Source organism: Vibrio azureus, from assembly GCF_002849855.1.
GTDB lineage: Bacteria > Pseudomonadota > Gammaproteobacteria > Enterobacterales > Vibrionaceae > Vibrio > Vibrio azureus.
The window spans coordinates 1,790,740-1,804,339 of the sequence record NZ_CP018616.1; the positions used below are offsets into that span (position 1 = coordinate 1,790,740).

Genomic DNA, 13,600 nt, shown 5'->3' on the forward strand with positions numbered 1-13,600 from the left:
ACGTTAAAATACGGCCATTTGCTAACCAAAGTGATATGTAAAAACGTCTTCGCTTTTCGTTAGGAGAGCGTCTTATTGAACGCTGTATTATTGGGCGGAAATATATCATCATTCGTGCTTTCAAAGTCGGAAACACTGTTTTCAGTGTCAATTAGCTGAATCTTTAAAATCTTGACACTGGATTGTGTTAACACGTTGAAGTGAGGGAACTGATAAGGGAAATTTAAGATACAAAAAAAGACGCCCTAGGACGTCTTTTCTTTAGAATGTGGCGGTGAGTGAGAGATTCGAACTCTCGATACGTTGCCGTATACACACTTTCCAGGCGTGCTCCTTCAGCCACTCGGACAACTCACCGAATTTTTTATCAGCCTCATCTCGGCTGACGGGGCTTAATTTAATGATTATGTGCCTGATGGTCAAGGCTAAATACAAATAAAAATGTATTTTTGAGTTTACTTGCTTACTATATGGCTAAATTGTGCAAATGTAAGTCAACTAAGCCCACGGTTTATTTCTCTTTTCACCATCTTTCACCATCGTCCCTCTGTTTTAAGCGGCATGGCGTGTTTTAGGCGTCATGATGTTAGATCCGGTTGAGTCTGGTACTGAAAGAGTAAAGCGGAATGTCGATATAAGGCATCACTTAGCTCAGACTCTATAATTGGCTTAGCGATGATATGATCAGCGCCTGCATCTATCATGCGCTCTTGGGTTTCTTTAAACACGTCGGCGGTACAACCAAAGATCAGAACCGACCGACTCGGTGTCTCCATGTTCCTGATCATCGTGATCGCCGTAATACCGTCCATGATCGGCATGTGATTATCCATCAGTATGAGATCGTATTGTTGCTTTTCGATCTGCTCAACCGCTTGTTGACCATTAACCACGCTGTCGCAGACAAATCCTTTTTCTTTTAAGAAAGCTTCAATGATGATGATATTGGTACGGTTATCTTCTACGACTAAGGCTCTCAAACCGGTACAGTCGAGTTTATGCGTCACTACCGATTCAAGTTCACGAGGTTCGCATGGCGTGCACGGTAACTCAACACTGAAGGTACTGCCAACCCCCTCATGACTTTGCACACGAATTGACCCACCCATATATTCCACGATCTTCTGGACGATGGTCAGCCCTAGTCCGGTTCCACCAAATCGGCGAGTTGTAGAAGATTCCGCTTGCTCAAACGGTTTAAAGATACGTGCTTGCGCCTCTTCGCTGATGCCAATACCACTGTCTTGGACATTGATCGTCAAAAAAGCTTGGCCCTGTTCAACACGCTCAATAAATTCAACTTCCACAAAACCATGTTCAGTAAATTTAACGGCATTGTTGAGCAAATTAAACAGCACTTGCCGCAGTCTCGCTTTGTCGTTTTGATACCAACGACCGGGCTGAATGTTGGAAGCCACTCTAAATTGCAGCCCTTTTTCGCCACATATAGTATGGTAAACACTATTAACGCTGCCCAAAATCGCTTCAATCGGAAATGGCGAATTATCGAGCTCCAAATGCCCTTGCTCGATTTTAGAGTAGTCGAGGATCTCGTTGAGCAAGGTCATCATATGATCGCCAGAGTCATACAAAGAGTTCAATGTATTTCTTTGTTCGTCACTGAGTTGCGTTTTGAGTAAAATTTGTGCACTGCCAAGTACGCCATTCATTGGGGTGCGAATCTCATGAGAGAGTGTGGCTAAAAAAGCGGTTTTTGCATTTGTCGACGCTTGTGCTTTGATGCGCTCTTGTTCTAAATGGCTGGTTTTCTCATTGAATTTTTTAATCAGTTGCCCTATTTCATCTTCACCGTGATAACCAATATCGATAATGTCTCCCGCTTTTGAACGATCGACCTGATGGGCAATGCTCACAATCGGTTTAACAATATAATGGGTCAGTAAGTAGTAGCCCACCATCACACATAAAAGTAAAAAAGGAATGATTCCGCGCTCGACACTCCTCACCTGTTCAAAAACTTGCTCAGCGACTTGGACATTGGCATTGACGACGTCCATCTGCCAATCAAACGCGCCAAATTTCAATTGGCTAATGTAGATCCCTTTGGTCAATTGAAAATTATGCTCCAGCACCACATGAGATTCACTATCACGAATAACCACGCCAAGCGAATAGTGCTGACTTTGAGCTTTGATAAAATCAACTAAAGCGGTAAGGGAAATATCCACCGTTGCTACCCCTGCAAATGCACCAGACTGATAATAAGGCGCAGAGGCAGTGATCATTTGAACCTGAGTAAACATATCAATATACACTTCAGACCAACGCACTGTCCCCTCAGGCGCATCGGCAACAGATTGATACCATGGCTCGTTGTTGTACCCACTCGATTCGGGGTTGTTATAGGAGTGAACTTGATCCAACTGATCATTGTCGGTCTTATTAAAAAACAAGCTATTGTATTGTTTACGCTCCCCCACTTGTTGTGGGCTTGGCCATAACCCCCCACTGACAATAATGTCGTCGCTGGTTCTGAGCAGTTGAGGGATCGCCTGTTTGAGGTTCACCGCCGCATCGGGTGTTTGCCCAATACCAACCAAGCTTTGTAGTAAGCCAACCGAACTGGTCAAGGGCGCATCAATTTGAGACGCCAATAATTGCGTGCGTAGATCTAAATTCCGTTCTAGTTTGGCTCGCACTGGAGGTTCAACCACAAAATAAACCACCGTTCCTATGGTTGCGATAAAGAAACATAGATATACCGTTAGGGCAAAAATGCTCTTTTTTCTTAGCGATGAGTGTATTTCCATATACTTGTACTCTTGCCTAATATCGATTTATGTTGCATTGATTGGTAAGATAGTAGCCACTCACCACTCCGTTAACAAATGGTATTCTATTTTGAAACTACAAGACATCCTTTCTCTTCCAGAACTCGATGGAAAACTCCTCAACCTTGCCAAAACTCAAGGCTTCGTCACAGCGATGGCTTGTGCGCCTAACGTACTCAATCCACAAGAGTGGCTGCCTTTCCTTTGGGGTGGTGAAGAAACGGCTCCTTTTTCAGATGGCGAACAGCTTGAGCTTTACATCGATCAAATTATCCAACTTTGGAATGAAACTCGTCCAATGCTATTAGAAAGTAGCTGGCAATGGCCTGAAGGCTGCACACTGGATGAGCAAGATATTGTCTCTGAGAGTACTCGTGATTTTTGTGAAGGTGTTTTACAAGGTTGGCAATTAACGCGTGATGATTGGGAAACCTTGATGCCACAAGACAGTGAAGATAATGCTTTATTAGGTGGCGTGTTGCTATCACTGACGATGCTGTATGATCCAGAAACTACTATTGCATCTCTGGCAGAGCAAGGCATGGAAGGCTTAGATCAGTTTGAAGAAATATTTAATGCAATCCCTATGATGCTCAGTGGCCTAACCCAACGTGGCATCATGCTAGCGGAATCCCAATAATTGTTGTAATGCTTAAGTAATCTCAAGATGCTTGGGTATGTAAAAGATTCGGCCAATATACCCAAGTGACCTCAAGATGCTTGGGTATAAATCCTTAATATGATAAACCAAAGGTATAGTTATTATAAAAAGCTAACCTCCATAACTTATCATCACAACTCCTGAATTAGCTATATCATTTAAAAATCAAAATATTAATAATAACCATATTAATAATGACAAGCATATAAATGATTTAAATCACATATCATATAAAACACGTTGAGCATCAATGAAATAAACTGTTAATAATATGTTTCGCTGTGTTAGCTTTAATCTCTCAAATGAAATCATTTATACCCAAGTGACCTCAAGATGCTTGATTCAGAGCGAGGTTACTTGGGTATATAACTTAGGAATTGTGGATGAAACACATAGGATGGATATTTGTTTTTCTTTGGGCTTCTGGTTATATAGCCTCTTCTATTGGACTAAATTATACCAATCCATTGTCATTCATATCGCTTAGAGTACTTATATCATTTTTATTTTTTCTAATGATATTTTTATACAAAAGAAAAGAAAGGATGACTAAACAGAAAATTGTGTTTGCTATGGCTACAGGCCTGCTATTACAGTTTTTATACCCTGTCTTCTTTTCTTACTCTTTGATGACTGGTATCAGTCCAACAATGCTAACCATTGTATTAGGATTACAGCCTGCATTGACATTAATGATTTCGAGAGATGTTAGCTCTAAACTTCAGGTATATGCTATAGGGGGTTGTGTACTAGGCACTATTATATTCTCAGCCGAGAATTTTAGCCTTGGTTCAACGAATTTAGAAAACTTTTCTTTTGCTGTTTTATCACTACTCGGTGTTACAGCTGGAACGATACTTCAGAAGAAGCATTGTTCAGATATACCAATAGTAAATAATATGCTAATTCAGTGCTTATCGGCAGTTATGGTTCTTGTTCCTACTACTTTTATCATAAGTGGTTTTGAGGCTGAATTTAATTATACATTCGTATCAGCATTATTATGGCAAGCATTGTTAATATCTTCGATATCTTCAATACTATTAATTAAGGCATTAAAAACTGGAGCTGTAACCAATATATCTACATACTTTTCATGTGTGCCAGCTATGACTGCTTTGATGTCTTATTTTGCCTTCAATTCAGTTGTTAATATAAATATGTTGATTGGCATGGCGTTAATTTTCAGTTGTACATGGATAGCTCAAAATCCAAAACAACTAGAATTGGCCTCAGAAAAATAGAAGTGGTTACCAATGATAAAAGCGCTCCACATTCGGAGCGCTTTTTTATACCCAAGTAACTTCAAGATGCTGTGTTCAGCGAGATGACCTTAGCTCTCAGGCGCGGCATATGCCCAAGTAAAATCATCGATTCGTTCATCTGCAATATAAAACAATTGAGTTTTTGGTGGGACCGCCACCTCTAAATCAGGATTGAGTTCTATGCCTTGGCCTAAATCAAGAGCAATTAAGGTCGCTTGATGGTGATGCTTCATAAAACCAAATAGCACTTCAACGGTCGTAGTAGGTTGATCATCAGGGTACTGAACTGAATATTGTGTCATTCCCCTTGTCGAAGCCAGCAATTCTTGATGTAAGGCACTCGAGCCTGGGTCTACCGCAGCCTTAGCCAGCATCTCCGCCCCTACGGCAGGAATGCACTCTGCTTTTGGACAATGTTGACTCAGCAATCGTCCCAACGCTTCATCCTTAAAGTAGGCAAGGAGATGAGCCTCTGGATTGATCGATGCACAATATAGTGCAGCTGAAAGCGTAATATCATCACTTAAATTGTCGACAATGATGCAGCTCGCTGAAGTAATATTGGCGTTTTTCATCTCTTGGGCGTCGGTGTAACTGGTGACCTTGATAAACCCAATTTCTCCCGGTAGCGGGTTTTCAATTTCTGAGCGACTGCATAACACGATAGGTCGCTTGCCCGCTTCTTCGTGTTGTAGCATCCGAATCAAATGCATGGTTCGGGAACCATTCCACCCCAATAATACGATATGATTATCCACTTTTACTCTCCGCTTCCCTAATATACCCGCTCGCCAATATTCTATTGCTCCACCTGCCGCTCTACCTAAAATAGCCGCAAATAAACTCAACCCACCGGGGATAACCCATAAGACAACGACCCACTTACCCATCTCTGTTGCTGGGGACAGGTCACCATAGCCGACGGTGGAAGCCGTCACCATGAGGTAATAGATAAAATTCGATACGTTGTCGGTTAAGGCAAGTTCTCCAGATAGGCGTAACAATAGCCAGGACAGCACGATATAACCTATGCTAATGATGACGAGGTTACGATTGCTCAACTTGAACAAGTGAACACTGAGCCATTTTTTAAATACTAACCAGACGGACATAGGCCTCCACTCGCTCCTTGATTATGATGTGATATCCAAGTGACATAACAAAAGGTTACATATTTCCTTTGGTATCCATATTAAGCTGCTCGGCAAAATCGAGCATACGGTTGAGTGGAATCAATGATTTTACACGCATCGCTTCATCGACAAAGATTTCATGCTCCGCCCCACCTTCACGTAGTGCTTTTTCTATCGCCTTGAGGCCATTCATCGCCATCCAAGGGCAATGAGCACAACTGCGACACGTCGCGCCAGCACCAGCGGTAGGTGCTTCGATTAACTCTTTCTCCGGCACTAACTGCTGCATTTTGTAGAAGATGCCTTTGTCTGTGGCCACAATCATTTTAGAATGCGGTAACTCTTTGGCTGCTTTAATCAACTGGCTCGTTGAACCGACAGCATCAGCAAGTTCGACAACACTTGAAGGTGATTCCGGGTGAACAAGAATCGCGGCATCCGGATAGACATGTTTCATTTTGCGTAAGGCATCTGCCGAAAACTCATCATGAACCACACATTCAGCATGCCACAGAAGCATTTCCGCTCCCGTTTTGTTTGCAATGTAAGCTCCCAAGTGGCGATCCGGTCCCCAAATGATAGGTTTTCCTTGCGAATCAAGATGCTCAACAATATCAAGTGCAATACTAGAGGTAACCACCCAATCTGCTCGTGCTTTGACTGCCGCTGAAGTGTTTGCGTAAACCACGACCGTGTGACCAGGGTGCGCATCACAAAATTCACTGAATTCATCCACTGGGCAACCAAGGTCCAATGAACATTCCGCTTCAAGAGTTGGCATTAAGATGCGTTTCTCTGGTGTGAGTATCTTGGCGGATTCTCCCATGAAGCGAACGCCGCCGATGATCAATGTACTGGCCGGATGGCGGTTACCAAACTTAGCCATTTCCAAAGAATCACCAACAAAGCCACCCGTTGCTTCTGCTAACGCTTGGATTTCTGGGTCAGTATAGTAATGAGCGATCAGGACCGCATCTTGCTCTTTAAGCAGCTTTTTGATTTTTTCGACGTAGTCCGCTTGCTCTTGCTCACTTAACGGCGTCGGTTTAGGAGGGAAAGGATATACAGTTTTGATTTTATCTAATATGTGGCTCATTGCTCTTTTGCTCTACGCAACTTCCTTTAATCTGGGTATTGTAACCTTGTTGATATTAAAAACCAATTTCTCACCAGAAATTCTCACAGCCCGCAAAGCTTACATTGTTACAAAATATACCCAAGTAACCTCAAGATGCTTGAATATATACTCAAGTTATCTTGTTCACTCAACTTCGCTACTAAAATTAGCGAATTACTTTGCTTATGCTCCATAATTCTTGCTTCGCTAAAGGTTTGGTTACGGTTTGATCTTGTTCAATTTGCTGAGCCACACGCATTCCGCTTCGAATCGCACCTTCTAGATATCCAATAAAGGCCAACACGGTGTGTTCTCCTGCAAAATATACCTTACCTTCTGGCTTGAGAAAGGCATTCCAGTGCTGAGTTATCTCACCAGGACCGTAAGCAACGAATCCACCTTGGGTATTCGGATCACGATCCCAAGCCAATACCGTTCCTGATTCAAACAAAACTCTAGAACCTGGGTACATGATTTCTATTTGACTAAGGCGATCGGCGATGATCTCGTTATCCGACCATTCAGCCTGCGAACGTGCGAAATCACCGGAAGTATACGCGACCAAAATACCGCCTTCTCCCTTTTGATGCTCCGTTGTCTCCCACAGCCAGCCAATAGGTAACATCGACAACACATCACCACCGAGATTTTGATCAAGCCAAAAGCGTTTGCTGTATTTGAGTAAGACCTTGGTATGGGACCCATAGCTGATACCCTCAGCCGCTTTTTGTTTACCTTGGCTCAATGCAGGTTCGAACTCAATCCGATTCAGAACCGGTAATGGCACCGTCACCACGACAACGTCTGCATCAAATGATTTGCCCGCAGCGATAACCTTGACTCCTTTTGGAGATTGGATAATTTTAGTCACACGATGGTTGAGCAATATTGGCCCTGATATGTTATCGACAAACGCTTGGGCAAATGCCCGGCCACCTTTTAAAAAACGTTTGGTTTCAATGAGATCCTCATCGGCATTTTTATACACCTTGGCTTGATGGGCGAGCCACAGTAAAGACACTTGCTTCGACTCATTATACTCTGAGCGAATGATATGCTCTGCAATTTGTTTTGCACTTGATGACAAGGACAAATGATTAATCCAATCTTGAGCGGTCAGTGAGTCCAGTTTGTTCGCATCAACGGCTAAATGAGGCTTTGTATGATCTGATACATGATCAGCCAGCCTTTTTAGCTGTTCCCTAAAACTGTCTATTTCTTTGCTCACTTGAGGTGAGTAATCTTGGCTAAACTGACGATACGGGATCAAACGCCCATCGATAAAGTATGCTCCCTGATCAATAGGCTCTTCATTACCAACATCCACAATCTCAACATCAAATTGCTTAGCATAACGGAAGATCTCAGAATGAATACTCTCGTCATCGAGCAGCTCTCCTCCGACTTCACCATGGTTGGTGCCAATATCGATGGTTCCCATCCTCCCACCGACTCGGCCCGTTGCTTCAAGTAAAACAACACCGTAGCCCTTTTGTTCAAGCTCATAGGCAGCGGTCAGGCCGGATAACCCAGCTCCAACAATGATTACATTACGTTCTTTAGCCATCACAGTTTGCATTGATAGTAAACAGTTCAACAAAATTGTGCATCGGATTAACGGCTTAACAAGTACAAAAAGCATAGGATTTATAAACTCATGAAATAACCGTTATGCTATTGAAATGTCAGATCCATTGAAACTTAAAAAAAGCCATGACGCACCGCCTTCATCACAATAATAATTCAGGTATATGTTGAAATACTCAGCGGCTGATCAAAAAACGGGAAAGCACATTGCCTTCCCGTTTTTTAATTTTATTGCAGCAACTACAACGTCTCGTTAATCACGCCATTGCTGACAGTTAGCATCTGTTTGAGTGGTTTGGTTGGCGCATCTCGATACCATACTTCAGCCCACACTTGATTAACATGGTTAGGCAAGCGCATCGAATGGCTGTAGCCTCCTTGGTTATCTAAGGTCGATAACACAATCCGCGAAGCGTAATCCGGACGACCACTGGCAGCATCAAATTCGGTGTACAACGAAAGGTACCCCTCCGCACCCGCAGGCTCTGCCACCGAAAGCGACACATCCACTTTATAATCCGTACCAAAGTTAAATCCTTTTTGTGCCACGAGTTCCGCGGTTTCCGCTTCTTCCAACGCTTCACCGTACAAGGCTGGTGTCGGTGTGCTTGGCGGAGCACTGGCTCCGCCTCCCTCACCGCCACCACAACCGACCAGAAGAGCGGATATTGCTAACGCACAAGGCGTCCAAATTGATAAGTATTTCATCTTATTCTCTCCTGTTAGTTGGTGATGTTCAACACATTACCCATACCATTGCCATGCACGGTACAGTAGTAACGCAAGCTGTCTGGCGCATCCATTGGTACTTGGAACTTCACTTGTGAACGCATGCTGCCCGCATCGCCACCGTATGACATCACTCCACTGGTGTACGGTTGGTCATCGGTAGTACGAATCGCTAATGGATGACCGGCATTGGTGCCTTCATGTTGTTCAAACACATAAGTGCGGCCACGTTGTAAGGTCAAGCTTGGCGCTTCTACCCCATTGAGGTAGTACTTACCGCCCGACACCGTCACATGCATGACGCCGTTGTCACTGCCGTAGTAACCGTAAGACGCTTTACTTGGCGTGTACCAATCCGCAGATTGCGCACCACTGGTGGTCACAAAGGTTGGGAACTCAGGATAAGTTTGACTGATGTCTCGGTATTCCAGTGAGTGAGCCCAATCGTCGGTAATGATGATACCCCATGGCAATTGGTTGCTGTTACGGTAATACACCGTGCCATCAGAGATGTCATCCCCTTGAGTAAAGAAGCTTGAAGAAACCGTATCCCCGACGGACGTCGGCGCTCGGTCTGCAGTGTGTATCTCAAACTCACGACCTAAACCACCACCTGGAGGCGTTTCACGCCAGCCACCGCCACCAAAGATGAATGGGTCATAGCCGCCTGGCATTGAGCCCGTTTCAATAAAGGTCGACGAAGGTTGCGCACTGGCCAGTGGCATTTTCGCGTTAAAGGTAAACTGCACAGGCTCATTCAGACAGTGTGATTCGGTACGATGATAATCACATCCACTGTTAAACGTCAGTGCATTTTTCAAGTCGTTACTGGCTATCACGATAAGCTCAGTCGCATTCATATCCAGCATGGTGCCGACTTGTGTTTGATTACGGTAGAAACGTGAAGACGCAGCATCAACCATCGCACGGTCAATACCCGGGAAGTGCAAGGCAAAACCGTTGTTATAGCTTGCGCCATAAGCAGCTAACTGACCGACCACATCAACGCGGACCACATCGCCATTATGAGCGCTGCTCTCATGCAAAATCACTCGGTATTGCATCACCACGTCATTTAGGTCGTAGTCACCCATCATTGGCCAGTTATCTTCGAAGGCTGCAGTATACCAACCCGAAGCACTCGGTAAATAAACGTAGTTCACGTCACCTTGGGATACATTGACTGCGTAGTCCTCAACTTCACCACCCCCGCCAAAGCCGGTTGGGCCAAGGTCTGTCATCCCTGATACACGACAACGCATATAGGTACTGCCCAGCTGAGCATCAATCGGCACGTCCATCACAATGGTGTTGCTGCCATCACTCAGCGCATAATTTTTCAGGAACTGCTCGTCAGTATCAAATTGACCCGATTGGTTCCAATCCGTCCAACATTGCAGATACGCCTCGTCGCCACCTGTGTTCGCTAGCACTTCAATCACAGAGGCTTTACCGGTTTCAAATGGCGTTTGAATAACCACGCCGTCTTCATCGTTACTGCCTTCGTTGTCATCACCATCAGCATTGGTACTCGGGATACCATCTGGGTCGACATCGGTAGCAGCACTGCCAAGATACAGGTTTGTAATCACCACATGTTTTGGACCATCATCCGCCGCTAGGGTGCCATAGCTTTCCGGAGCATCACCATAATCATGGTCGTCTAGGTTAGTACAAGTGTTATGCACAGAGTAGATACCGTTAACACTCACACTGTTCGTCGAACCATCTTCATTGCTTGTCATCGTCAAGTCCATTGACTGATCGATGTTACAACTAGCCGCTGTTGATTGGGTCTCAAAACAGACTTCTGGATCAGGCCCTGTAAAGTCAATATGAAGGGTAGGAACGGTACTCTGAGTACCAGAAACAGGCACACCGAGAACATCGTATTTCAAGGTTTCATGGCCATTAAACAAGGCCGTGTTGATGTCTAATGTGAAGGTCGAGCCCACGACATTAGCCAAGACATCAACGCTGTGAAGTAAATTACCATCCCCATCACTCAATTCCAATTGTAAGCTGGAGTAGTCACTGGCAGTAATATTTTCGATAATAACATTAGACCAAGTGGTCACCGTGGCGGAACCAGTTGCACAGTAGTTATTCTGAGGGGTAATCGTTCCCGATGCTTTAGCATTTTTACAACCATCGAGTAACGAGGTTGACATGGGTACTTTCGTTGTATCAAGGCGAGTTTCTAGTGCTACATCGAGCTCATGCCCACCAAACCATAAACATCCGTTTGAATCTAAGAATGAGCCGTATGCTTTACTTGGCGAGTCTGCAAATACTGTTTCCGTCTCGGTTGACCAATTATAAGCACGTGTTTCAGTCCAACCAGCTATAACCGTGACAGCTTGCCCTTGTGGATTAATGAATTGCGAGATATCACCGTGTAAAAACATACCAGTTATTGAGTGAGTGGATATTGCTCCTGTCGAAAATGCAACACATTGACTGCTTGTTAAACCTTCACCACCTCTTAATGCACATGCTCTGTCCGGTAGAGCATTACTGTCAAAACCCACAAATGCTCTCACCCAGGTTGCTGGGGAATGGTGATAGATTTGGATTGGGTAATTCCATCCTGAGCAAAGTGAATGCGAGACTGAATCCCAGCACATGAACCTCTGGCCGTTGATGAAGAAATAACTTTTTTGTTCATGTCCGATCCCATCCATGTGATAAGTCACAGACTCAAAATGGGTTCCGAGGTCTTTAGGATATCCGTCACACATAGAGCTCAATGCTAAATCTGTACAAAATATCTCTCCCTGTTTGTTAATTGCGAACAAGTTATTACCCGCTTTAACAATCCTAGACAGTGATTCAGAAGAACTCTCAAAAAGTACTATCTCACCGCAAGAGGAGTCATTCATTGTATCCCAACAACTTATTCCAAAGGCATCATTTATGCCCCAGGTATTACCTAGCATTTGCTTAGTGTGTATATAAAGCTTATCTGTCTCAGTGTCAAAAAAGCTTAATCCTTGCACTTCCACTATTCCATTCCCACCATTAAATGGGTAATGCCTAGGATATCCTGGGCAAGTTTGATTAGTTGGAATTTCATGACAATACAAAGGACCTGACGCTGGTTGATTATGAAATGTTAGAAAGAAGCGACTCGTGTCTTTTGTAACATAAGGAGTGATGCCGTCACCTGAAACACCTGATATGAAAATATCGCCGATCCCTAAGACATCTTTTGTTGTTACATAAGGGTTATAATTATCAGCACTAATGGTAAAACCAGAGTTAGAATTGGAGGTAACTTGGAGGTTATTTGGGACTTGTAGTGAACTCGTTACTAGTTCATGAGCCCCCGATAAGCTTGTCGACATCGAAAATGAACCAATGGGTAAACTGCTGGTTGATAAGTCATAAAAAGCCGCCCAACTTATTGGGTTTGGGGATACTTGGTAATTCACCCCTCCCGCCGTGGTTTGATAATCTCCTTCTAGAGTAAGTGGGTTAGCCTGCGCTGCTATCGGCAGTGCAAGGGAACATAACATCAGTAACCGTCTAAACATAAGTCTCTCCATTTTCCCCGATATGTCACCGACATCCGATTGCTAATATCAATATCAATATGAGAATCTGGACGGCTCACGCTGGGGAAAGTTGTATTCTTAGTTGTTTTTGTTTACATCAGGAGAGAATCTGCATTTTTGATGCCAAGGTCATTTTTAATCCCAAAGTACAGTGGCGCTAAAGACACTGAACTTTGAGAATAAGAGAATAAGAGAATAAATAGATGCTAAGAAATATACTTGAGCAAAAAAACGGGAAAGCCCATTGCCTTCCCGTTTTTTGAGTTTAAGTTGCTATTTTTCTACAACGTCTCGTTAATCACGCCATTGCTGACGGTGAGCATCTGTTTGAGTGGTTTGGTCGGCGCATCTCGATACCATACTTCAGCCCACACTTGAGTAACATGGTTAGGTAAGCGCATCGAATGGCTGTAGCCTCCTTGGTTATCTAAGGTCGATAACACAATCCGTGAGGCATAATCCGGACGACCACTGGCTGCATCAAATTCGGTGTACAACGAAAGGTACCCCTCCGCACCCGCAGGCTCTGCCACCGAAAGCGACACATCCACTTTATAATCCGTACCAAAGTTAAATCCTTTTTGTGCCACGAGTTCCGCGGTTTCCGCTTCTTCCAACGCTTCACCGTACAAGGCTGGTGTCGGTGTGCTTGGCGGAGCACTGGCTCCGCCTCCCTCACCGCCACCACAACCGACCAGAAGAGCGGATATTGCTAACGCACAAGGCGTCCAAATTGATAAGTATTTCATCTTACTCTCT

The 13,600-nt window shown here is 44.1% G+C and carries 9 protein-coding genes and 1 tRNA gene; 2 read left to right on the forward strand and 8 right to left on the reverse strand.

The window, feature by feature from the left end:
* Nucleotides 1–269 precede the first annotated feature (269 nt).
* Nucleotides 270–357: transfer RNA gene (locus BS333_RS08100), tRNA-Ser, on the reverse strand.
* Between the two features lie 221 nt (nt 358–578).
* Nucleotides 579–2,771, reverse strand: coding sequence for a hybrid sensor histidine kinase/response regulator (locus tag BS333_RS08105; RefSeq protein WP_021709537.1), 2,193 nt, complete (start codon nt 2,769–2,771; stop codon nt 579–581).
* A 91-nt stretch (nt 2,772–2,862) separates the two neighbouring features.
* On the opposite strand from BS333_RS08105, the gene BS333_RS08110 reads away from it, so the two are divergent.
* Both BS333_RS08110 and BS333_RS08115 read left to right on the forward strand, forming a co-directional pair.
* Nucleotides 2,863–3,432 (forward strand): YecA/YgfB family protein, encoded by a 570-nt coding sequence (locus tag BS333_RS08110; protein WP_021709538.1) that lies wholly within the window; start codon nt 2,863–2,865, stop codon nt 3,430–3,432.
* Between the two features lie 404 nt (nt 3,433–3,836).
* Nucleotides 3,837–4,697: a DMT family transporter gene (locus BS333_RS08115; RefSeq protein ID WP_021709539.1), complete on the forward strand. Its 861-nt coding sequence runs from the start codon at nt 3,837–3,839 to the stop codon at nt 4,695–4,697.
* Between the two features lie 89 nt (nt 4,698–4,786).
* Here the strand turns inward: BS333_RS08115 and BS333_RS08120 are convergent, their stop codons facing one another.
* The 6 genes from BS333_RS08120 to BS333_RS08145 form a co-directional block, all read right to left on the reverse strand.
* Nucleotides 4,787–5,830: a potassium channel family protein gene (locus BS333_RS08120; RefSeq protein ID WP_021709540.1), complete on the reverse strand. Its 1,044-nt coding sequence runs from the start codon at nt 5,828–5,830 to the stop codon at nt 4,787–4,789.
* Nucleotides 5,831–5,885: 55 nt separating this feature from the next.
* The gene (nadA, locus tag BS333_RS08125; RefSeq protein WP_021709541.1) at nt 5,886–6,947 is read right to left on the reverse strand and encodes a quinolinate synthase NadA; all 1,062 of its coding nucleotides are present in this window, start codon (nt 6,945–6,947) and stop codon (nt 5,886–5,888) included.
* A gap of 187 nt (nt 6,948–7,134) precedes the next feature.
* Nucleotides 7,135–8,535: a flavin monoamine oxidase family protein gene (locus tag BS333_RS08130; protein ID WP_033003678.1), complete on the reverse strand. Its 1,401-nt coding sequence runs from the start codon at nt 8,533–8,535 to the stop codon at nt 7,135–7,137.
* A 260-nt stretch (nt 8,536–8,795) separates the two neighbouring features.
* Complete coding sequence (locus BS333_RS08135) at nt 8,796–9,263, reverse strand: hypothetical protein (protein WP_021709543.1); 468 nt, start codon at nt 9,261–9,263, stop codon at nt 8,796–8,798.
* A 14-nt stretch (nt 9,264–9,277) separates the two neighbouring features.
* Nucleotides 9,278–12,820, reverse strand: a complete 3,543-nt coding sequence (locus tag BS333_RS08140; RefSeq protein WP_158297042.1) for an LruC domain-containing protein — start codon at nt 12,818–12,820, stop codon at nt 9,278–9,280.
* Nucleotides 12,821–13,122: 302 nt separating this feature from the next.
* Complete coding sequence (locus BS333_RS08145) at nt 13,123–13,590, reverse strand: hypothetical protein (RefSeq protein ID WP_021711919.1); 468 nt, start codon at nt 13,588–13,590, stop codon at nt 13,123–13,125.
* Nucleotides 13,591–13,600: the final 10 nt, after the last annotated feature.

Bases quoted from the DNA above. Each gene is read 5' to 3' on its own strand.
- BS333_RS08105 (WP_021709537.1), bottom strand. From the start codon at position 2,771: ATGGAAATACACTCATCGCTAAGAAAAAAGAGCATTTTTGCCCTAACG.
- BS333_RS08115 (WP_021709539.1), top strand. From the start codon at position 3,837: ATGAAACACATAGGATGGATATTTGTTTTTCTTTGGGCTTCTGGTTAT.
- BS333_RS08145 (WP_021711919.1), bottom strand. From the start codon at position 13,590: ATGAAATACTTATCAATTTGGACGCCTTGTGCGTTAGCAATATCCGCT.
- BS333_RS08135 (WP_021709543.1), bottom strand. From the start codon at position 9,263: ATGAAATACTTATCAATTTGGACGCCTTGTGCGTTAGCAATATCCGCT.
- nadA (WP_021709541.1), bottom strand. From the start codon at position 6,947: ATGAGCCACATATTAGATAAAATCAAAACTGTATATCCTTTCCCTCCT.
- BS333_RS08140 (WP_158297042.1), bottom strand. From the start codon at position 12,820: ATGTTTAGACGGTTACTGATGTTATGTTCCCTTGCACTGCCGATAGCA.
- BS333_RS08120 (WP_021709540.1), bottom strand. From the start codon at position 5,830: ATGTCCGTCTGGTTAGTATTTAAAAAATGGCTCAGTGTTCACTTGTTC.
- BS333_RS08130 (WP_033003678.1), bottom strand. From the start codon at position 8,535: ATGGCTAAAGAACGTAATGTAATCATTGTTGGAGCTGGGTTATCCGGC.